At 74.0% G+C, this 19319-nt stretch carries 18 protein-coding genes and 1 tRNA gene; 6 read left to right on the top strand and 13 right to left on the bottom strand.

Annotated elements, in window-relative coordinates:
- The first annotated feature begins 359 nt into the window (after positions 1-359).
- Positions 360-1268, top strand: a complete 909-nt coding sequence (locus M8330_RS14775; RefSeq protein ID WP_250827959.1) for a LysR family transcriptional regulator — start codon at positions 360-362, stop codon at positions 1266-1268.
- A 12-nt stretch (positions 1269-1280) separates the two neighbouring features.
- On the opposite strand, the gene M8330_RS14770 is transcribed toward M8330_RS14775, so the two are convergent.
- Positions 1281-2270, bottom strand: coding sequence for a TIGR03557 family F420-dependent LLM class oxidoreductase (locus M8330_RS14770; RefSeq protein ID WP_250827958.1), 990 nt, complete (start codon positions 2268-2270; stop codon positions 1281-1283).
- 473 nt (positions 2271-2743) lie between these two features.
- Here M8330_RS14770 and M8330_RS14765 point away from each other — a divergent pair.
- Together M8330_RS14765 and M8330_RS22525 are read left to right on the top strand one after the other, a co-directional pair.
- Positions 2744-2816: transfer RNA gene (locus M8330_RS14765), tRNA-Lys, on the top strand.
- A gap of 172 nt (positions 2817-2988) precedes the next feature.
- Complete coding sequence (locus M8330_RS22525) at positions 2989-4668, top strand: zinc-dependent metalloprotease family protein (protein WP_250827957.1); 1680 nt, start codon at positions 2989-2991, stop codon at positions 4666-4668.
- 43 nt (positions 4669-4711) lie between these two features.
- Here the strand turns inward: M8330_RS22525 and M8330_RS14755 are convergent, their stop codons facing one another.
- Together M8330_RS14755 and M8330_RS14750 are read right to left on the bottom strand one after the other, a co-directional pair.
- Complete coding sequence (locus tag M8330_RS14755; protein WP_250055021.1) at positions 4712-5356, bottom strand: CoA transferase subunit B; 645 nt, start codon at positions 5354-5356, stop codon at positions 4712-4714.
- Between the two features lies 1 nt (position 5357).
- Positions 5358-6155, bottom strand: coding sequence for a CoA transferase subunit A (locus M8330_RS14750; protein ID WP_250055019.1), 798 nt, complete (start codon positions 6153-6155; stop codon positions 5358-5360).
- 103 nt (positions 6156-6258) lie between these two features.
- On the opposite strand from M8330_RS14750, the gene M8330_RS22520 reads away from it, so the two are divergent.
- On the top strand, positions 6259-7023 hold the full coding sequence (locus tag M8330_RS22520) for an IclR family transcriptional regulator (protein ID WP_250055017.1): 765 nt from the start codon (positions 6259-6261) through the stop codon (positions 7021-7023).
- Between the two features lie 279 nt (positions 7024-7302).
- Here the strand turns inward: M8330_RS22520 and M8330_RS14740 are convergent, their stop codons facing one another.
- Both M8330_RS14740 and M8330_RS14735 read right to left on the bottom strand, forming a co-directional pair.
- A complete protein-coding gene (locus M8330_RS14740; RefSeq protein ID WP_250827956.1) occupies positions 7303-8004 on the bottom strand; it encodes a helix-turn-helix transcriptional regulator in 702 nt (233 codons plus the stop codon).
- Between the two features lie 305 nt (positions 8005-8309).
- Entirely contained in the window at positions 8310-8576 is a 267-nt protein-coding gene (locus tag M8330_RS14735; RefSeq protein ID WP_250055013.1) for a DUF7218 family protein, read from the bottom strand.
- 270 nt (positions 8577-8846) lie between these two features.
- Between M8330_RS14735 and M8330_RS14730 the strand changes: the two genes are divergently transcribed.
- Complete coding sequence (locus M8330_RS14730; protein WP_250827955.1) at positions 8847-9401, top strand: TetR/AcrR family transcriptional regulator; 555 nt, start codon at positions 8847-8849, stop codon at positions 9399-9401.
- A 26-nt stretch (positions 9402-9427) separates the two neighbouring features.
- On the opposite strand, the gene M8330_RS14725 is transcribed toward M8330_RS14730, so the two are convergent.
- Positions 9428-10198: an enoyl-CoA hydratase/isomerase family protein gene (locus tag M8330_RS14725; protein WP_250827954.1), complete on the bottom strand. Its 771-nt coding sequence runs from the start codon at positions 10196-10198 to the stop codon at positions 9428-9430.
- A gap of 55 nt (positions 10199-10253) precedes the next feature.
- On the bottom strand, positions 10254-10958 hold the full coding sequence (locus tag M8330_RS14720; protein ID WP_250827953.1) for a hypothetical protein: 705 nt from the start codon (positions 10956-10958) through the stop codon (positions 10254-10256).
- A 105-nt stretch (positions 10959-11063) separates the two neighbouring features.
- Here M8330_RS14720 and M8330_RS14715 point away from each other — a divergent pair, with 105 nt between their 5' ends.
- Positions 11064-11936 carry an HhH-GPD family protein gene (locus M8330_RS14715; protein ID WP_250827952.1) on the top strand — a complete coding sequence of 291 codons (873 nt, stop codon included), beginning with the start codon at positions 11064-11066 and terminating at the stop codon, positions 11934-11936.
- Positions 11937-12024: 88 nt separating this feature from the next.
- Here the strand turns inward: M8330_RS14715 and M8330_RS14710 are convergent, their stop codons facing one another.
- The 6 genes from M8330_RS14710 to M8330_RS14685 form a co-directional block, all read right to left on the bottom strand.
- Positions 12025-14616: an ATP-dependent Clp protease ATP-binding subunit gene (locus M8330_RS14710; protein WP_250055007.1), complete on the bottom strand. Its 2592-nt coding sequence runs from the start codon at positions 14614-14616 to the stop codon at positions 12025-12027.
- Between the two features lie 137 nt (positions 14617-14753).
- A complete protein-coding gene (locus M8330_RS14705) occupies positions 14754-15497 on the bottom strand; it encodes a response regulator (RefSeq protein WP_250827951.1) in 744 nt (247 codons plus the stop codon).
- The gene (locus M8330_RS14700) at positions 15494-16603 is read right to left on the bottom strand and encodes a sensor histidine kinase (protein ID WP_250827950.1); all 1110 of its coding nucleotides are present in this window, start codon (positions 16601-16603) and stop codon (positions 15494-15496) included. Before M8330_RS14700 ends, M8330_RS14705 begins: the two co-directional genes overlap by 4 nt.
- A 281-nt stretch (positions 16604-16884) precedes the next feature.
- On the bottom strand, positions 16885-17220 hold the full coding sequence (locus M8330_RS14695) for a histone-like nucleoid-structuring protein Lsr2 (RefSeq protein ID WP_250055006.1): 336 nt from the start codon (positions 17218-17220) through the stop codon (positions 16885-16887).
- A gap of 302 nt (positions 17221-17522) precedes the next feature.
- Positions 17523-18434, bottom strand: coding sequence for a dihydropteroate synthase (locus tag M8330_RS14690; RefSeq protein ID WP_250827949.1), 912 nt, complete (start codon positions 18432-18434; stop codon positions 17523-17525).
- Positions 18431-19183 (bottom strand): dihydrofolate reductase family protein, encoded by a 753-nt coding sequence (locus M8330_RS14685; RefSeq protein WP_250827965.1) that lies wholly within the window; start codon positions 19181-19183, stop codon positions 18431-18433. Before M8330_RS14685 ends, M8330_RS14690 begins: the two co-directional genes overlap by 4 nt.
- Positions 19184-19319 lie beyond the last annotated feature (136 nt).

Here is a 19319-nt window from a genome sequence, read left to right as displayed (position 1 = left end):
CCGATGCGGTGACACGCCGCTCCGACTTGCTCGTCCGGCAGGACTCCGTGCAAGCAGAAACGCCGTTGGATCACAAACTCCGCGGGCGTCGACCTGCTGGAACTTGCACCTGTTGCTGTTTCCGACACTACCGCTCCGAGGTGGGTCGAGGGTGCCGAGATCTCAGTGATCGTGAGTCGCGCAAGTGAAAGGTGTGCAACGGCGTTGTGACATCGGACGCCGCAGGACCCGAGGGCTGCCCGACACGTGTCCATCCATCTGCCTCCGAGAGAACTCACAGGCTATTGATGTTGCAAGCAGATCGTCGACGCTGAAGACTCCGCCCCGAATCCCGCACCCCCGACCGGACGGAGACCGACGTGGAGCTCAGGCAGCTGCGGTACTTCCTCGCCGTCGCCGACCACCTCAGCTTCACCCGCGCCGCCCGGGAGCTGGGCGTGGCGCAGTCCGCCCTGTCCACCCAGGTGGCCCGCCTCGAACGGGAGGTCGGCGCCACCCTCCTGCTGCGCACCTCCCGCTCGGTGCGGCTGACGCAGGCCGGCGAGGCGCTGCGCCTGCGCGCTCGCAGCATCCTGGGACAGGTGGCGGACGCCCGCGAGGAGCTCGCGGAGATGGGCGGAGGACGACGCGGCGTGCTGCGTCTCGGCCTCACCCAGACCGCCTCGCGCACCACGGACGTGCTCGGGATGCTGGGCCGCTTCCACGCAGCCCACCCCGACGTCGAGATCCGCACGGTGGCCGACCCGAGCCCCGTCATGGCCGCCGCCGTGGCCGCCGGCGACCTCGACGCCGCGGTCGTCGGCGGAGGCGGCCCGGGCACGCTGCCAGCCGGGCTGGAGGCACGCGTGCTCCTGGACGAGGAGCAGGTGGCCGTGCTGCCGGCAGCCCACGTGCTGGCCGACGAGGATGCCGTGCCGCTCGCCGCCCTGCTGGCCGCCGGGCCGCTGGTGCGCTTCCACGACTCCTCCCGGGCGCGGGTCGAGGTGGACGCGGCGCTGGCCGCGCACGGCCTGGCGCCGGGCCGCGTGCTGGAGATGGCCCTGCTCGAGGACGTCGTGCGCTGCGTGGCGCACGGGCTGGGCGTGGCGATCGCCCCGCGCTCGACGGTGCGCGACCTCGGCGACGCGGCCGGGCCGGGCGCGGTCGCCACCCGCCCGCTGGCCGACGCGGACCCCCGGCACCGGGTCAGCCTCGTGGTGCACGCCGAGACCGTCACCCCGGTGACGCAGGCGTTCCTCGCCTCGGCGTTCGGGGCAGCGGCGCCCTGACCCCGCCCGGCCTCAGCCCTGCAGCCGCTCCCGCACCCGCGCCAGCAGGGGCTCGGCGGCCTCGTCGAGGAAGCGCTGCTGCGCCTCGTCCCCGATCTGGACGAGGGCGACGTCGGTGAACCCGGCGTCGGCGAAGGCGGTGATGGACGCCGCCAGCCTGTCGAGGTCCGGGCCGCAGGCGATGTTGGCGGCGACGTCGTCGGGGCTGATCAGCTGCGTGGCGCCGGCGAAGCCCTGGGTGGTGGGGAGGTCGGCGTTGACGCTCCAGCCGCCGGCGAACCAGCGGAACTGCTCGTGGGCGCGCTCGATCGCGACCTTCTCGTCGGGGTCCCACGAGATCGGCACCTGGCCGATGGCACGGGCGCCGGACCCGATCGCGGAGACCCCGTCGACGTCGTCCCAGGCCCGCACCAGGTCCGCGTTCGGCTCCGTGGCGATGAGGTCGTCGGCGAGCGGCGCGAACCGTCCGACCGCCTTCGGCCCGCCGGCCGCGACGCCGATGCGCAGCGGGTCCTCCGGGAGGTCCCAGACCCGCGCCGCGTCCACGGCGAAGTGGTCACCGCGGTACGTGAGCAGCTCGCCGTCGGTGAGGCGCCGGATGATGTGGATCGCCTCCTCCAGCATCTCCTGCCGCGTCTCGACCGCCGGCCAGCCCTCGCCGACGACGTGCTCGTTGAGGTTCTCCCCCGAGCCGAGGCCCAGGGTGAAGCGCCCCTGCGACAACAGGCTCATGGTCGCGGCCTTCTGCGCGACGACGGCGGGGTGGTACCGCATCGTCGGGCAGGTCACGTAGGTCATCAGCTCGACCCGCTCGGTCACCTGCGCGACCGCACCGAGGACGGACCAGGCGTAGGGCGCGTGGCCCTGCTCGGTCAGCCACGGGCTGTGGTGGTCGCTGGAGACCTCGAAGTCGAAGCCGGCGCGCTCGGCGTCGCGGGCGTAGCCGACGAGCTGCCGGGGGCCGGACTGCTCGGTCATGAGGGTGTAGCCGATGCGGGTCACGAGGGTCCTCTCGCTGGGGACGGGTCGATGGCTGGACGCCGTCGACGCTAGGTCGGGCCCACGCCGGGTCGTCCCACCCCGACGGCCTCGCCCGGACGGGCTCACCCGGAGGTGCGGCCGTGCGGCGCCGGTCACGGACACCCCGGACGCCCTCGCCCGAACGGGCGATGTCCGGGGATGTCCGAGGGTGCGGCAGGGGGTATCCGTCAGCAGTGGCGTCTTGACATGGTTCCGGCGACGCCCGACCCGACCACCTGACTCACGGAGAGCCATGCCCCCCCCCCTCGACCAGCAGCGCCGGCCCCGCCCGTCTCCACCTCGTGACCCTGGTGGTGGTGGGGGTCGTGCTCGCCGCGCTCCTGGTGCTCTGGCTGCTCTTCGCCTGACCCCGCGCGGGCGGCCCCGCGGCGCAGGCGGATGCGGGCGCGCGGGTGCCCGCTGGTTACCCTGACGCCGTCGGCCTGGCCGACCCCGGGCCCTTAGCTCAGTTGGTAGAGCATCGGACTTTTAATCCGCTGGTCGTCGGTTCGAGACCGACAGGGCCTACTCGGTGGACGCAGGTCCACCCGTCCCGGACGCGGCGGGCCCGGCGCCCCGCGTCCCCGGGCCGTCCGGCCCCCGCCTTCACCGTTCCTGCACCGTCCTTGGCCGGATCTTGTCCGTGCCCGCCTGCACCGGCACGCCCCGGGGCCGATCAACGCCCCGGAGGTGTTGATCCGTGCCCGTGCCGTTCCCGCCCCGCCTCGTGGCGGGGCTCGCCGCCGCCGCGCTCGCGGCGCCCCTCGGCGTGCTCGGCACCGGGCCCAGCAGCGCCGAGCCGGCGAGCGACCCGCTGGCCGCGGTCGCGGCCCGCGCGGGGCTGTCGGTCGCCGCGACCCACGAGGTGCTCGCCGAGGACGAGACCGCGACCGTGCGCGACGGGCGGCTCGTGTACACCGAGCCGGCCGCCCCCGTCGCGGCGCGGACGACCGCCGACGCCACGAGCGCCCGGGTGGCCCCGCTGGAGAGCACGTTCGCCCTGCACAGCAACCCCGGCGCCGCGCTCACGATCCTGCTCGACGTCGACGGCACCACCGCCGCGGAGCAGGTGATCGGCAGCGCGTGGAGCCTCACGGTGCAGGGCGCGCACCCGGCCTGGGACCCGGCCGGTGACGGCCCCGCCTTCTCCGACGCCGAGCTCGCGCGGGTGCAGGAGGTCTGGGCCCGGGTCGCGGAGGACTTCGCGGCCTTCGACGTGGACGTCACCACCGAGGACCCCGGCACCGACGCCCTGGTGCGCACGGACACGGCCGACACCCGCTACGGCACCCGGGTGCTCATCACCCCCAGCGTGGGCGCCTACGCCGAGCTGTGCACGCGCGGCTGCGGCGGCCTGGCCTTCGTCGGCACCTTCGCCGCCACGGGCGGGCGGCACCAGCCCGCCTGGGTCTTCCCGCAGGGCACCGGCGGCAGCGCGAAGTCGGTGGCCGAGGCCGCCTCGCACGAGGCCGGCCACAACCTCGGTCTCACCCACGACGGCGACACCACCTCGTCCTACTCGCGCGGCCAGGGGGTGTGGGCGCCGATCATGGGGGTCGGCTACTACCGCCCCCTCACCCAGTGGAGCCGCGGCGACTACCCCGGTGCGACCAACACCCAGGACGACCTCGCGATCCTCGTCGGCCGCCTCGGGCTGCGGGCGGACGAGGCGCCGTCGCTGCCCGCCGACGCGACGCCCGTCTTCAGCACGGGCGGCCTCACCACGGACGGCCTCACCACGGACGGCGGCGGGGCCGTCGTGGCCGCCGGCGTGATCGGCACCAGCGACGACGTGGACGCCTGGGCGCTCGGCACCTGCGCCGCGGGCGCGCAGGTGCGCGTGGCGGCGCCGAGCGACGGCACCGACCTCGACGTGCGCGCCCGGCTGGTGCGCAGCACCGACCCCGGCTCTCCCCTGGTCACCGCCGCCCCCACCGCCACGGCCGCGCGCGGCGTGGTCGAGGGCCTGGACGCCACCCTGTCCGTGCCCGAGGCCGGCGAGGCCTGGGTGCTGCTGGTCGACGGCGTCGGCGAGGGCTCCTGGAGCGACGGCGGCTACGACGACTACGCCAGCCTCGGCTCCTACGAGGTCTCGGTCACCGGCTGCGGCGACGCGCTGCGCCCGGCCCGACCCGGCCGACCGCGCGTCCGGGTGCGCGCGGACGGCTCCGTCGTGGTCGCCTGGCGCGGCGCGGGCGACACCGGGGCGCCGGTCCTCGCCTACCGCCTGGGCGGCACCGCCGAGCGGACCCGGGCCTCCCCCGACGTCCGCCGTGTCGTGCTCGCGGCCCCGGCGCCCGGCACGCACCGCGTCCGGGTGGTCGCGATCGGCGAGCACGGCACCACGGCCGGGCGGTGGCGTCGGTACCAGACCGGCTGAGCCGACACCCTCCCTCGCGTCGCCACCCGGGAGGCCGAGGAGGTCAGGAGGCGACCAGGGCGCTGCGCAGCGGGGCGCCGGTGGCCTCGCGCACCTGCTCCTCCGTCACGTCCGGTGCCAGCTCCACGAGCACGAGGCCGTCGTCGGTGACGTCGAGGACGGCGAGGTCGGTGATGATCCGCTGCACCACGCCGCGGCCGGTGTAGGGCAGCGAGCACTCGGTGACGATCTTGTGGCTGCCGTCGCGGGCGACGTGCTCCATCAGCACGATCACCTTCTTGGCGCCGTGCACGAGGTCCATCGCCCCGCCCATGCCCTTGACCATCTTGCCGGGGATCATCCAGTTGGCCAGGTCGCCGGTGGCCGAGACCTGCATGGCGCCGAGGATGGCGGCGTCGATCTTGCCGCCGCGGATCATGCCGAAGCTGAGCGCGGAGTCGAAGAAGGAAGCCCCGGGCCGCAGGGTGACGGTCTCCTTGCCGGCGTTGATGAGGTCGGGGTCCTCGGTGCCCTCGACGGGGTAGGCGCCCACGCCGAGGATGCCGTTCTCGCTCTGGAGGACGAGCTCCACGTCGTCGTCCACGAAGTTCGGGACGAGGGTGGGCAGGCCGATCCCGAGGTTCACGTACATGCCGTCGCTGAGCTCGGTGGCCGCGCGGGCGGCCATCTGGTCGCGGTTCCAGGGCATCTCAGGCACCTTCCGTCTCGGCGGTGGGGTGGGCGGGGCGGACCGTGCGCTTCTCGATCCGCTTCTCGGCCGCCTGCTCGGGGGTGAGCGGGAGGACGCGGTGCACGAACACGCCGGGCACGTGGACCTCGTCGGGGGCCAGCTCGCCGGGCTCGACGAGGTGCTCGACCTCCGCCACGGTGAAGCGGCCGCACATCGCCGCGAGCGGGTTGAAGTTGCGGGCCGCGGCGTGGAAGACGAGGTTGCCGTGCCGGTCGCCCTTCCAGGCGCGCACGAGGCCGACGTCGGCGACGACCGCCCGCTCGAGCACGAACTCCTTCTCGCCCTCGGGGGTGTCGAACCGCGCGGTGGGCTTCGGCGGGCTGGCGACGGCCACGTTGCCCTCGCTGTCGTAGCGCCAGGGCAGGCCGCCCTCGGCGACCTGGGTGCCCACGCCGGTGGCGGTGTAGAAGGCGGGGATGCCGGTGCCGCCGGCGCGCATCCGCTCGGCGAGCGTGCCCTGCGGGGTCAGCTCCACCTCCAGCTCGCCGGAGAGGTACTGCCGCGCGAACTCCTTGTTCTCGCCCACGTAGGAGGCCACGACGCGGCGCAGCCTGCCGGCGGCGAGCAGGAGCCCCAGGCCCCAGTCGTCCACGCCGGCGTTGTTGGAGACGACCTCGAGATCGTCGACGCCGGCCTCGAGCAGGGCGTTGATGAGCACCGAGGGGATGCCGCACAGACCGAACCCGCCGACCGCGAGGGTCGCGCCGGGCTCGACGCACGTCACGGCCTCGGCCGCGGAGGAGACCACCTTGTCCATGCGTCGAGTCCAGCCCCGTGACGGCGGTCACGTCAACGGCCGTCCGGCAGGCGGCCTCGGATTGGCCTGTGAGTGAGCAGCGCCAGCCGCTACCGTTCGGTGAGTGGACACCCCCGTGGACGGCGTCGGCCGCACCGCCGCCGTCCTGCGCGCCCTCGCGGGGGCGGAGCCGGACGGGGCGGGCACCTCCGCCCTCGCCCGCGCGGCGGGCCTGCCCCGCGCCACGACCCACCGCCTGCTGACCGCACTGGCCGAGACCGGGCTGGCCGACCGGGACCCCGGCACCGGCGACTGGCACGTGGGCCCCGAGCTGTACCTGCTCGGCGCGGCCGCCGCGCGCCGCTACGACGTGACCGCCCTGGCCCAGCCGTTCGTGCGCCGCCTGGCCGACGCCACCGGCGAGAGCGCCTTCTTCTCGGTGCGCCGCGGGGAGGAGACCGTCTGCCTGGTGCGCGAGGACGGCAGCTTCCCGCTGCGCAGCCACGTGCTGCACGAGGGCTCCCGCTTCCCGCTCGGCGTGGTCTCGGCCGGCATCGCGGTGCTCGCGCACCTGCCCGAGGACGAGATCGACGACTACCTCTCGCGCGTCGACCTGGTGGCCGAGCACGGCGAGCAGCACGCCCCGGCGCCGCTGCGCGCGCTGCTGGAGCGGACCCGGCGCGAGGGCTGGGCGACCAACCCCGGGCTCGTCGTGCGGGGCTCGTGGGGCATGGCCGCCGCCGTCTTCGACCTGCACGAGCGGCCCGTGGCCGCGCTCTCGCTCACCGGTGTCGAGCACCGTTTCGAGGACGCTCGCCGCCCCGAGCTGGGCAGGCTGCTGCTGCGCGAGGCGCACGCCCTCACGGAGCGCATGCGGCGGCGCGGCTGAGAAGTGGACTGATCCACTGATTAGAACGCCGGGAGGCGGGGTACCTGTCGAGAGATCCCAGCCTGGTCGGCGGGCCCCGAGTACGGTTCGGGGCCCGCCGAGGGCTGCGGCAGAGCCGCGTGGCCCTCCACCCGTTGTCCGGTGATGTCTCACCCGAGGCCGGTGGAATCGGTGGGCCGTGGCGCCACAGTAGCGGCGCCTCGTCCGCCGCGAAACTCACCCGCTCGGGTCTCGTCTGAACGAATGAGGCTCCGCGACAGGCGGGTCAGGAAAGCGGACTCACAGCGAGCCCGCCTGCTCGGCGACCGGCTCCTGGCCGAGCGCCTCCACCGCGTGCCGGCGGGCCTCGGCGACGGCCGTGGAGGCATTCGGGGACGCGTCGCCGGGCGCAGCCTCCGGCCCGCGGATCTCGGCCAGCGGGGCCAGCCCGTGCTCCATGCCCCAGGCCACGGCCTGAGCGCGACGGGTCACGTCGATCTTGCGGTAGGCCGCACGGATGTAGGTCTTGACCGAGTTGATGCTCAGGTAGAGCCGCGCCCCGATCTCGGAGTTGGTCAGCCCCTGGGTGACCAGCGAGAGGATCTCGGCCTCGCGCGGGGTCAGGTCGTGCGCGCCGTCGACCGTCTGGTCGATGACGGACAGCGGACCGGGGTCGGCCGGGATGCGCCGCAGCGAGGCGACCTCGCCGCCGTCGCGCAACGCCTCCACGGAGGCCACCAGGTCGGAGACCGGCATGGCCTTCGAGAGGTGGATGGCGAAGCTGCCGCGCACCGAGTCGCCGTCCGGGTCGCGCCACGAGTAGATCGCGGCCACGGCACCGGAGCCGCGCACCAGGTCACGGAGCATCGCCTGGGAGGTCGGCGTCTGCCGGGCCGGCTCGTAGAGCACGACGTCGACGGTCGTCGGCCTCTCCAGGGCCGCGCGAGGGTCGAGGAGCACCACGCGCGAGGTGTAGGAGGTCAGCATGGAACGCAGACCCACCGACGAAACCTCGAAGTTGTCGATGAGCGCGACGCGAACAGGTCGGTTGGCACTCACCACTAGAACGTAGCCCCCGAGAGGGGTCGCAGCACAGACGCCGAGGAGGGTTTCACCCGCGGAGGTGACCCCACAAATGTAAATATTCTGTATGTCGAACGCTTGTGCAAAGTTGCCCGGTCCACCGCGGACGACCTGCCGCACAGTCATACGTCATCGAGGCCCGCACGTCACGCGCCTCGCCCGGACGGGCGAGGGCGTCCTGCCCGGTGTCCGTGGGACCTCGGTCCCTGGTCCGGACCAGTGACTCACTGTTCGCGCAAGGCCTCCACCAGCTCGTCCTTGGTCATGGAGGAACGCCCCTCCACGTCCAGCTCCCGGGCCCGCTCGCGCAGCTGCTCGACCGTCCAGTCCTCGTAGCTGCCCGACCCACCACCGCGGGACCCGACCTCCTCGCGGCTCGAGGCCGCGGCCGCGTTGGCGATCCGGGCGGCCTTCTGCTTGGAAGCGCCGTCCTCCCGCAGCGACTCGTACAGCTCCGGGTCCTTGATGCTGCTGCTGTGCTCCTCGGGCACGGTCCGCCCCCTCCTGCGCCGCACGTGCACGGCGCCCGTCGTCCTGCCGCCCGCGGGACGCGGGGGCGTGCCGACGCTAGGCGCGCGTGTGCGCTACCGCCTCGCCCGTACGGTGGTCGAGCCCGGTTCTGGGTAGGTGCCTCGGCATATCTGGACGCAGGCGGAACTGAAACAAACCGCCCCGGGTCTTTACCTTCTGCCAGGATCAGCCGCATGAGCCAGGTCAGGTCGGTGGGGCGCCCGCGCGAAGTCGGGGCGGACGAGCGTATCATGCGTGCCGCGGTCGCGGAGTACGCCGCCTACGGTCGGGCCGGCTTCAGCCTCAACGGCGTGGCCCGCCGCGCCGGCGTGGGCAAGTCGTCGATCTACCTGCGCTGGCAGGACAAGGAGCGCCTGCTGGCCGACGCGGTGGCCTCCTCGGTGGTCGAGCCCGACCCGGAGGACACCGGCTCCTTCGCCGGCGACCTCAGCGCGCTGATGGTGGGGCTGCTCCAGTCGTGGTCGCAGCCGGCCACCCTCGTCCGGCACCGACTGGCGCTCGACGCGCTGCCCGCCGCCCCCGACGGCGGACCGGCCGAGGCCGCACCGCCGGTCGGCGCCACGGTCGACCCGGCCCCCGTGGAGGCCATCGACCTCATCCGTCGCCGGGCCCTGGAGCGCGGCGAGCCCGTCGGCCTCTCCACCGACCTGCTCGGCGACCTCGTGCACGGCTCGCTGATGCTCCTGGTCCTGCGGCGCGCCGTGCCGCAGGACGCCGACGAGGACGAGCTGGCCGCGCTGGTCGCCCCGTACCTCACCGCTGTCCTGGCCGCAGCCGCGGACTGACGAGGACGTCTCCCGCGGCCGGGCGCTCAGCCGAACGCCGGCGGCTCCTTGGCCAGGAACGCGCGCACGCCCTCCCGACCGTCCGGGCTCTCCACGAGGGCGCGGATGGCCAACGTCTCCTCGCGCATGAGCGCCTCGGGCACCACCCCCAGGCCCTCGCGCAGCAGGGCCTTCGTGCGGGCCGCGGCGCTCGCCGAGCCGGCCAGCAGGGAGGCGACCACCTCCTCGGACGCGGCGTCCAGGCCGTCGTCCTCGACGACGCGGGCGACGAGGCCGGCGTCGTGCGCCTCGGCGGCGGTGAGCCGGTCTCCCAGCAGCGCCAGCCGCAGCGTGCGGTGCAGGCCGAGGGTCTGGGTGAGCAGGGTGGTGCCGCCGTCGACGGAGAGACCGACGCGGCCGTAGCCGAGGCCGAAGGAGGCGGAGCGGGCCGCGAGGACGACGTCGGCCGCCGCGGCCAGCGGGAACCCGGCACCGGCCGCCGCGCCCTGCACGGCGGAGACGACGACGGCGGGGCTGCGGGTCAGCTCGGAGACCGTGCGGTGCAGCGTCTCGGCCAGGTCGTCGACGTAGCCGCCCACGTCGTCGGAGCCCGCGAAGGCGGCGAGGTCGCCACCCACGCAGAAGAAGCGCCCCTGGGCGCGCAGCAGGATCACCCGCGCGCCGTCGCGCCCGGCCTGCTGCACGGCGGCCAGCAGCGCACCGGCCGAGGCGGCGTCGAGGGCGTTGCCCCGGTCGGGGGCGCTGAGGGTCAAGCGGGCGCAGCCGGCCTGCAGGTCGTACTCGACGGGTCCGCTCACGGGTGCTCCTCGGTGGGGCCCGGCCGGCGCCGGGCGGTCGCCGGCTGCTCGCCGGTCAGGGCGTGGTGATGGTGAACGTGGTGCTGCCGGCCTCGCCGCCCAGCGACGCCGCCTGGAGCTCGTACTCCCCCGGCTCGGCCCAGTCGGTGCTGACCGTGCAGCCCTCGTCGGACTCCCGGCCGCTCCAGGCGAGGGACACCGGCGTCGTGGAGTCGCGTCGCACCGCCAGGCGGCTGACCGAGAGGTCGGTCAGGGCGCGGCGGCACTCACGGGTCGACCACACCTCCCCGTCGTCGTCGCTGACCTTCACCACGACCGTGCGCGGGGAGACGTCGAACCAGCAGGCGGCCACCTTGCGGGTGCTCAGCTCGAGGGTGAACGTGGCGCCGGCGCCCGCGTAGACGGTGCCGACGGTCGGGGTCACGACCACCTGGCTGTCCTCGCAGGTGCCCTCGGGCTCCGCGGGGGTCGGCGTGGGCGTGGCGGTGGCCGTGCGCTTCTTCTTGCGCTGGCCCGTGCTCTGGCCCGCGCTCGCGGTGGCGTCGGCGGTGGCGTCGGCGGAGGGGTCGGCGCTGGGATCGGCGCTCGCGGACGTGCCCGCCTCCGTGCCCGCCGAGACCTGCTGGGCCTGCTCGGTGGTGCCGGGCCCGGCGACGAGCCGGACCGCGCCCACGACGACGGCGACGAGCAGCGCGACGGCGCCGAGCACGACGACGCGTCGGACCCAGTACACGCGGGCGGGCAGGCGACCGCGGCTCACGAGGCCCTCCGGGCGGCACGGGGACGACGGCGGGGCATGGCGAGCACGCTAGTCAGCCGTGCCCCCTGGCGGTCGGAGGCACACCGACGGGCAGAATGTCGGGCCGTGCCCGACTCGACCCTCCACGAGCCCGTCCTCGACTGGTACGACGAGCACGCCCGCGACCTGCCCTGGCGGCGGCCGGAGGCGAGCCCCTGGTCGGTGCTGGTCTCCGAGCTGATGCTCCAGCAGACGCCCGTCGTCCGGGTGCTGCCCGTGCACGCCGCCTGGCTCGAGCGCTGGCCCACCCCGGCCGCCCTGGCCGCCGAGCCGGTGGGCGAGGCCGTGCGGGCCTGGGGGCGCCTGGGCTACCCCCGCCGGGCCCTGCGGCTGCACGCGGCCGCGGTGGCGATCACCGAGCGGCACGACGGCCTCGTCCCGGACGACCACGGGGCTCTCCTGGCCCTGCCCGGTGTCGGTGACTACACCGCGGCGGCCGTGGCGTCCTTCGCCTTCGGCCGGCGGCACGTCGTGCTCGACACCAACGTGCGGCGGGTGCTGGGCCGGGTCGTCGGCGGCGCGGAGCACCCCCGCCCCTCGGTGACGAAGGCCGAGCGCGAGGAGGCTGCACTGCTGGTGCCCGACGACGACGCGACCGCCGCCACCTGGGCGGTGGCCGTGATGGAGCTCGGCGCCCTGGTCTGCACGGCGGCGGGGCCGCGGTGCGAGGAGTGCCCCGTGGCCGACCAGTGCGCCTGGCGCGCGGCCGGCTACCCCGCCTACGACGGACCCGCCCGCCGCGCCCAGGCCTGGGACGGCACCGACCGGCAGTGCCGCGGGCGCCTCATGGCGGTGCTGCGCGACGCCGACGGACCCGTCCGCCGCTCCGCCCTGGACGCGGCGTGGGGCCCGGAGGCCCAGCGGCTGCGGTGCCTGGCCGCGCTGGTCGCCGACGGCCTCCTCGTGCACGTCGCCGAGGACGTCTACGCCCTGCCCTGACGCCGCATGGTCCCTGGCTCCGGACGCACGACGGCCCCGGGATCTCGCGGTCCCGGGGCCGTCGGCTGCTGGTCAGCCGGTGGCGGGCTCAGCCCTGGGCGGTCGCGCCGCCCTCACCGCTGGACGGGCTGCCGCCCGACTTGGGCACGTCGGCCGCGCCGCCGCCGGACTCGCTCGCGCTGGCGGTCTCCAGCGGGGGCAGGTCGGGCAGCTCGGCGACCTTCTGGCCCTGGAAGGTGAAGGTGCGGGCAGCACCCTCGCCCTCGACGTCCACGAGCACGATCTGGCCGGGGCCGACCTCGCCGTAGAGCATCTTCTCGGCCAGGACGTCCTCCACCTCGCGCTGCACCGTGCGGCGCAGCGGACGGGCACCGAGCACCGGGTCGAAGCCGCGCTCGGCGAGCAGGTCCTTGGCCGCCTGGGTCAGCTCGATCGCCATGTCGCGGTCGCGGAGGCGGACCTCCACGGCGGCGATCATGTTGTCGACCATCGAGATGATCTGCTCCTGGCTCAGCGGCGGGAAGACGATGACCTCGTCGACACGGTTCAGGAACTCGGGGCGGAAGTGGATCTTCAGCTCCTCCGACACCTTCGACTTCATCCGCTCGTACGAGCCGGCGGCGTCACCGGCCTGGTTGAAGCCGAGGTTCACGGACTGCGCCATGTCCCGGCTACCCAGGTTGGTGGTCATGATGATGACGGTGTTCTTGAAGTCGACGACACGACCCTGCGAGTCGGTCAGTCGCCCCTCCTCCAGGATCTGCAGGAGGCTGTTGAAGATGTCCGGGTGGGCCTTCTCGACCTCGTCGAAGAGGACCACGGAGAACGGCTTGCGGCGCACCTTCTCGGTGAGCTGGCCGCCCTCCTCGTAACCGACGTATCCCGGCGGGGAGCCGAACAGCCGCGAGACGGTGTGCTTCTCGCTGAACTCGGACATGTCGAGCTGGATGAGCGCGTCCTCGTCACCGAAGAGGAACTCGGCCAGCGTCTTCGACAGCCACGTCTTGCCGACACCGGAGGGGCCGGCGAAGATGAACGAACCGCCGGGGCGCTTCGGGTCCTTCAGGCCGGCACGGGTGCGGCGGATGGCGCGGGAGAGGGCCTTGACGGCCTCGTCCTGGCCGATGACGCGCTTGTGGAGCTCGTCCTCCATCTTGAGCAGTCGCGTGGACTCCTCCTCGGAGAGCTTGACGATCGGGATGCCGGTCGCCACGGCGAGCACCTCGGCGATCAGCTCTTCGTCGACCTCCGCCACCTCGTCCATGTCGCCCGAGCGCCACTGCTTCTCGCGCTCGGACTTCTTGAGGATGAGCTGCTTCTCCTCGTCGCGCAGGCGCGCGGCGGCCTCGAAGTCCTGACCGTCGATCGCCGCCTCCTTGCGCTGGCGGACCTCGCCGATCTCGGTGTCGAACTCGCGCAGGTCGGCCGGGGCCGTCATGCGACGGATGCGCAGGCGCGAGCCCGCCTCGTCGATGAGGTCGATCGCCTTGTCGGGCAGGAAGCGGTCGGAGATGTAGCGGTCGGCCAGCGTCGCGGCCGAGACCAGCGCCTCGTCCGTGATCGTGACGCGGTGGTGCGCCTCGTACCGGTCGCGGATGCCCTTGAGCATCTCGATCGTGTCGGCGATCGAGGGCTCGGGCACCTGGATGGGCTGGAAGCGGCGCTCGAGCGCGGCGTCCTTCTCCAGGTACTTGCGGTACTCGTCGAGGGTCGTCGCGCCGATGGTCTGCAGCTCGCCGCGGGCCAGCATCGGCTTGAGGATGCTGGCGGCGTCGATCGCGCCCTCGGCGGCACCCGCACCCACCAGGGTGTGGATCTCGTCGATGAACAGGACGATGTCGCCGCGGGTGCGGATCTCCTTGAGCACCTTCTTCAGGCGCTCCTCGAAGTCACCGCGGTAGCGGGAGCCCGCCACCAGGGCGCCGAGGTCGAGCGTGTAGATCTGCTTGTCCTTCAGCGTCTCCGGCACGTTGCCCTTGACGATGTCCTGCGCCAGGCCCTCGACGATCGACGTCTTGCCGACGCCGGGCTCGCCGATGAGGACCGGGTTGTTCTTGGTGCGGCGGGACAGCACCTGCATCACGCGCTCGATCTGCACAGCACGACCGATGATCGGGTCGAGCTTGCCGTCGCGCGCGTCCTGGGTGAGGTTGCGCCCGAACTGGTCGAGCACCAGGGAGGAGGAGGGGGACTCGCCCCCGCCGGTCGTCGCGGCCTGCGCCGACTGGCTGGACTCCTTGCCCTGGAAGCCGGAGAGCAGCTGGATGACCTGCTGGCGGACGCGGTTGAGGTCCGCGCCCAGCTTCTGCAGGACCTGGGCGGCGACGCCCTCGCCCTCGCGGATGAGGCCGAGCAGGATGTGCTCGGTCCCGATGTAGGAGTGGCCGAGCTGCAGCGCCTCGCGCAGGGACAGCTCGAGCACCTTCTTGGCGCGCGGGGTGAACGGGATGTGGCCACTCGGCGCCTGCTGACCCTGACCGATGATCTCCTCGACCTGCGCACGCACAGCCTCGAGCGAGATGTCCAGGGACTCCAGAGCCTTCGCGGCGACACCCTCACCCTCGTGGATGAGGCCGAGCAGGATGTGCTCGGTCCCGATGTAGTTGTGGGAGAGCATGCGGGCCTCTTCCTGGGCCAGCACGACCACCCGGCGGGCACGGTCCGTGAACCGCTCGAACATGGGCATCGCTCCTCGTACTGGGGGAACCCACCGCCAGGGACGGTGGGGCTCTGGTCCTTCCAACCCTTCGCCCACCCTACGCGTTCCCGGAACGGGTCAGGAGGGCATCCGCTGTCAGCGAACACGATCCCCCGAGCTCAGGCCCGCCCGGCTCTCCACGCGGGGTCGCCGGGGGCGACCAGGCCGTGCTCGTAGGCCCACACGACGGCCTGGACACGGTCGCGCACCGCGAGCTTGCGCAGCACCTCGGCCACGTGGCTCTTCACCGTCTCCACCCCGACCACCAGCGACGCCGCGATCTCCGCGTTGGAGCCGCCTCGGGCGACCAGGCCGAGGACCTCGGTCTCCCGCGGGGTCAGCCCGGCGCGGGCCGCGACCTCGTGGGGCGCCCAGGACCCCGTGGTGCCCGGGGCATCCGGCGCAGCCGGGGAGGGCTCGGACGGCAGCGCGGCGAAGTCCTCCACCAGGCGACGCGTCACGCCCGGCCCCAGCAGCATCGACCCGTCCGCCACGAGCCGGACGGCCTCGACCAGCCGGTCGGCCGAGACGTCCTTGAGCAGGAACCCGCTGGCGCCGGCCCGCACGGCCGAGAAGACGTACTCGTCGAGGTCGAAGGTCGTCAGCACCAGCACCCGGGTGCGCCCCAGGTCCGCCACCTGGGCGGTCGCCGCGATCCCGTCCAGGACCGGCATCCGCACGTCGACGAGCGCCACGTCGGGCGCGGTCTCGGCGACGAGGTGGACCAGGGCCCGTCCGTCCCCGGCGGTGCCGACCACCTCGATCCCCTCGGCCGCGGCCAGGACGGCGGCGAAGCCCTCTCGCACGACCGGTTGGTCGTCGGCGAGCACCACGCGCAGCGGCTGCGCGACGGAGGTGCTCACGCGGGCCCGCCCGGCATGTCGGCCTCCAGGCTCAGGACGGCGCCGTGCGTCCGCAGCCCGAAGGTGCCGCCCAGCGCCTCGACCCGCTCGCGTGCGCCCGTGAGACCCCGCCCGGGCGTGGGCGGGGAGGTGGCAGCGCCGACGTCGGTGGACACCGAGAGCACGACTCGCCCGCCTCCGAGCGCGAGGCGCACGACCACCGGGCGACCGGGCGCGTGTCGGCGAGCGTTCGTCAGCCCCTCCTGCAGCAGGCGGTAGACGACCAGCCCGGTGGCCGGTTCGACGGCTGCCAGCGCACCGGCGCTGGGAGCGTGGGGCTCCCAGGTGACGTTCTCCCCGGCGATCCTTGCCCGCTCGACCAGCGCGTGGGCGTCGAGAGCGGTCGGCTGAGGGGAGAGTGCCGGCTCGGAGGCGCTGCGGCCGATGACGCCGAGCACCTGGCGCAGCTCGTCGAGGGCCCGACGGGCGTCGTCTGCGACCCCGGACAGGACGCGGCGACCTGCGTCGCCCAGGCCTGGCTCGGAGTAGGGCGCCGTCTCGGCCCGCACGGCGATGAGGGAGACGTGGTGGGCGACGACGTCGTGCAGGTCGCGCGCCAAGCGCGCTCGCTCGTCCAGGACGGCGGCCTCCCGCTCGACCTCGCCGGCCCGCGCCTCCAACGCGGCGGCTCGGGCCGCGGTCGTCGAGGCCCGGCGGCCGAGCTCGGCCACCAGCAACGGGGCGGCGAACCCGAGGGCATAGAAGGGGAGCGTCAGCAGGTCACCGGTGTCCAGGCGGTTGAAGTCCACCTGGATCGTGCCGAACACGATGATGCCTCCGCGTCCGGTGACGACCACGAGGGCGACCAGGCCCCAGGCGATGAACGCGAGAACGCCTGCGGCCCGACGCGACCGGCCCCAGGTGACGCTCGCGGCGGCGACCAGCGCGACCGGCAGGGTGAGGGGCAGCCGAGTTCCGCCGATCCAGACCAGCATCAGCGGCGCCGAGGCCAGGACGCCCGCGAGCCACGGACTGCGCAGCGCCACGGACGGGACGAGGCCCCAGGTCACGGCCGACACGGTGGTGAGGACCGTCCCCAGCAGCAGGAAGTCCTCCGAGGCGGTCATCCGGAACGGTGCCCACGCCAGTGACAGCGTCCACCCCGCGAGGAGCAGACCCAGCGCTACGGCGGCCACCGCGCGCCCGGACGGCAGTGGGAATCGCTGTGACGACGCGCGCCCAAGTCCTACGGAGCGCGCGTCCCGCCGCTCGATGGTCTCGGGCAGGGTCGGTGTCGAGCTCGTCATGACGCCGATCCTCCTCGGCGGCCACGACGCACGACACCCTCGCGCGAGGGAACTGGCCCCCTCGCGCGAGGGTGTCGACGAGCCGATGAGCTGCGGTGGCGTCAGTGCGCGGCGTCGTAGGCCTCGCGCACCTCGGCGGAGACGCGGCCGCGGTCGGGCACGTCGTGACCGTTCTCGCGGGCCCAGTCACGGATCTCCTTGGCGGAGGGGCCGGAGCCGGTCGCGGCGGCGGCCTTCTTGGCCCCGCCCGAGGAACGACGGCCGGCGACCTTGCGGCCGTTGCCCACGTAGAGGGCCAGCGCCTCGCGGAGCTCACCGGCGTGCTCGTCGGAGAGGTCGATCTCGTAGGAGACGCCGTCGAGCCCGAACTGCACCGTCTCGGTGGCCTCGGAACCGTCGAGGTCGTCCTCGAGAATGATCTGCACCTTCTGCGCCATGAACATTTTCCTTTCGTCGGTGAGACTCCCGCAGAATTCGGCGGCAATGCCACCCTGACAATGCCGGGCCGCGAGAAGACTCTGAATCAATTCGCCGCCGACGCTAGCAGTAATTACGCCTTTCCGCGCAAACTCGCGCACGCCCTTGTGGAATTGAATTCGCGAAACGACGCCCGTCGCACAGGACCTTTGCCCGGGCCGGGGTCGCGCCAGCACGAATACGCGAAGACTGCTCCACCACCGGGAATCGGCATGAATTCCTGGACAGGCCTGGAGGAGAGCAGGGCCGCCGGAAAACGGGATCAGCGACGGTCCGGGTCCGGGGAGAAGTCCGCCATGGCGTGCAGCACGCCGCGCACGCGGGAGATCTCGTGGGTGCGCAGCACGCCGGTGCGGCCGAGCGAGGCGAGCACCGCGAAGAACCCCTCGGCGGTGGTGACCTCCTCGCGGAAGTGGTTCATCGCCGCCGGCAGCGCGTGGCACACGGGCACCCCGAGGCGGCGCAGCCGGAACGTCTGCAGCAGGACGGCGGCCTGGTACCGCGCCCGGTCGACGTAGTCGGGGTTCCAGGCGAACCCGAAGCCGACGCCGGGGTCGACGGCGATCGAGCGCACCCCCAGCGAGCGGGCGTGCTCGATCCGGGCGGCGAACCGGTCCAGCGCCGCACCCATCGGGTCGTCGGCGGGGCCGGCGGCCGCCTCGAGCTCGCGCGGGTTCTCGCCGCCGACGTCGCACATCACCACGGACGCGCCGTGCCGACCGGCGAGGTCGAACATCGCCTCGTCCTCGCCGGAGCCGGTCAGGTTGAGCACGCTCGCGCCCGCCTTCAGGCAGGCCTCCACCACGGAGGGGTGGTAGCTCTCGACCGAGACCGGCACCCCGGCGGCGACGAGGTCGGTGACCACGGGCACCAGCTGGTCGGCCTGCCGCTGCTCGGCGACCCGGGCGGCGTGCGCCTGCACGGACTCCGCGCCGACGTCCACCACGTGGGCGCCCTGGGCGGCCAGGATGCGGCCCAGGCGCAGCGCGGCGGGCGCGTCCGGCACGACCGACTCCCGGTACCAGGAGTCCTGCGACAGGTTCACCACGCCCATCAGCACCGGGTCGGTGTCGGTGTCGTGCTCGGTGCCGTCGATCGCGAACGGGGCCACCGGCAGGTCGAGGTCGTCGCCGTAGCGGTCGAGCAGGGCGGCGAGGGAGCGGAGGTCGATCATGCGAGGTCCTCCCGGACGTAGCGGCCCATGAGGAACCCGTCCTCGGTGAGCACGTGGCGCAGGGCGAACCGGGCGGGGTCGCTGAGCACCTCGGTGGTGGGGGTGGTGGAGGTGCCGGCGAGCACCGGCGAGAAGGTCAGGTCGGCCTCGTCGAGCAGGCCGGCGGCGGTCACCTGCCGCAGCAGGGTCGGCCCACCCTCGCACACCACGCGCCACAGGCCACGGGCCGCGAGGTCGGCCAGGACGGCGGCGACGTCGACGCGCTCGCCGGGCAGCACGACCAGCTCGCACCGGTCGGCCAGGGCCGCGCGGGCGTCGGCCGGGGACTGCTCGGTCGTGTAGACGAGCGGCGGCAGGTCGGAGGCGAGGAAGCCGTCCTCGCCCAGCGGGAGGCGCAGCGAGCCGGAGACCACCGCGAGCCTCGAGGCCGGGGCCTGCCCCTGCGCGGCGCGGCGGGCCGCGTCGTCCGGGTTCGCCCGCATGGGCCCGTACTCCTCGGCGGCCAGCGTGCCGCCGCCCACGAGGACCACGTCGGCGAACCGGCGCACGGCGGTGAAGACCGCCCGGTCGGCGGTGCCGGAGACCGAGAGGCTGAGGCCGTCGGCGCCGGCGGCGGCGCCGTCCAGCGTGGAGACCATCATCGCCCGCACCCAGGGGCGACGGTCCTCGGCGGGCCCGCGCTCGGGCCACGGGTAGTGGTCGGCGACGTCGTCGGCCTCGACCGGTCCGACGGCCGGCCCCAGGATCATCTGCACGAGAGCAGACGGTAGCCAGCCCGGGCGCACCAGCGGGGTGGGGCGGTCCTGGGCCGGTCCTGGGCCGGCGGGGCTCCGTGGCGGTGGTGGTCTCGACGCGCGCTCGTCGCCTCACCGGAGATCGAGGTGC

Source organism: Nocardioides bruguierae (genome assembly GCF_023656415.1).
Lineage (GTDB): Bacteria > Actinomycetota > Actinomycetes > Propionibacteriales > Nocardioidaceae > Nocardioides > Nocardioides bruguierae.
This window is presented reverse-complemented; position numbering and strand designations above follow the sequence as displayed.

Coding starts and splice junctions, on each gene's coding strand:
- M8330_RS14755 (WP_250055021.1), bottom strand. CDS start 5,356: ATGCCCTGGAACCGCGACCAGATGGCCGCCCGCGCGGCCACCGAGCTC.
- M8330_RS14750 (WP_250055019.1), bottom strand. CDS start 6,155: ATGGACAAGGTGGTCTCCTCCGCGGCCGAGGCCGTGACGTGCGTCGAG.
- M8330_RS14730 (WP_250827955.1), top strand. CDS start 8,847: ATGCGTGCCGCGGTCGCGGAGTACGCCGCCTACGGTCGGGCCGGCTTC.
- M8330_RS14710 (WP_250055007.1), bottom strand. CDS start 14,616: ATGTTCGAGCGGTTCACGGACCGTGCCCGCCGGGTGGTCGTGCTGGCC.
- M8330_RS14700 (WP_250827950.1), bottom strand. CDS start 16,603: ATGACCGCCTCGGAGGACTTCCTGCTGCTGGGGACGGTCCTCACCACC.
- M8330_RS14695 (WP_250055006.1), bottom strand. CDS start 17,220: ATGGCGCAGAAGGTGCAGATCATTCTCGAGGACGACCTCGACGGTTCC.
- M8330_RS14690 (WP_250827949.1), bottom strand. CDS start 18,434: ATGATCGACCTCCGCTCCCTCGCCGCCCTGCTCGACCGCTACGGCGAC.
- M8330_RS14685 (WP_250827965.1), bottom strand. CDS start 19,183: ATGATCCTGGGGCCGGCCGTCGGACCGGTCGAGGCCGACGACGTCGCC.